2 protein-coding genes are annotated in these 708 nt (G+C 38.4%); both read right to left on the bottom strand.

The window, feature by feature from the left end:
• Positions 1-419 (bottom strand): hypothetical protein (locus JMI89_RS11795; RefSeq protein ID WP_220680185.1); only part of this gene is annotated, 419 nt, incomplete at its 3' end.
• A gap of 9 nt (positions 420-428) precedes the next feature.
• Positions 429-708 (bottom strand): hypothetical protein (locus JMI89_RS11790; RefSeq protein WP_220680184.1); only part of this gene is annotated, 280 nt, incomplete at its 5' end.

The raw sequence follows: 708 nt of genomic DNA, 5'->3' as shown, positions 1-708 counted from the left end.
CCATCTTGTTTTTTCTGATATTTCATATCCACTATCACTACCCGACCAAAACAGAACCGATTATCCTTATAAAGATACTTTACCCCCAGCTCGGTTAGGCTATAGCGATATTGACCATTGGCCAGCGCTTGCTGATTAAGTAATCCCAACTGCGCAAAAATGGCTAACCGCTTATTAAGCCATTTATTAGCCATAACTAAATAATCGTAATCCTCTATACCAGGAGTAATATCATAGGTTGTATAGGGCTCGGTTAAGTTGATCCATTCATGTGGGTTTAAGCCATTGGATAAACAAATCGCACTATTGCCCGAAGGATTAGACTCATCAAATTCCGCTTGTAAGACCCGTTTTTCTTGCTCGGTGCCACAACCGATTAAACTAAACACCAATAACCACAATATTGCTAATTTTTTCATACCCTATCCTTAATATATGCTTATACCAACGGGCTCTCCCCATGCAACTTCCCTTTTATTGGACGTTAAAAATACCATTCCCCCCCAAGTACCAGTTTTAATTTCTCCGGTTTGCCGCGCAATTTTCCTAATCACTGTATTAATTTCATCTAAAAGAGGATTGTTGGCCCAGTCTGGTACATTTTCCAGATAATAATCATAAGTATATAAATGCTTGCCATCTTGTTTTTTCTGATATTTCATATCCACTATCACTACCCGACCAAAACAGAACCGATTATCCTTATAA

It is taken from the genome of Frischella sp. Ac48 (assembly GCF_019641635.1).
Lineage (GTDB): Bacteria > Pseudomonadota > Gammaproteobacteria > Enterobacterales > Orbaceae > Frischella > Frischella japonica.
The sequence above is the reverse complement of the archived record's forward strand: the minus strand, read 5'-3'. Positions and strand labels throughout refer to the sequence as shown.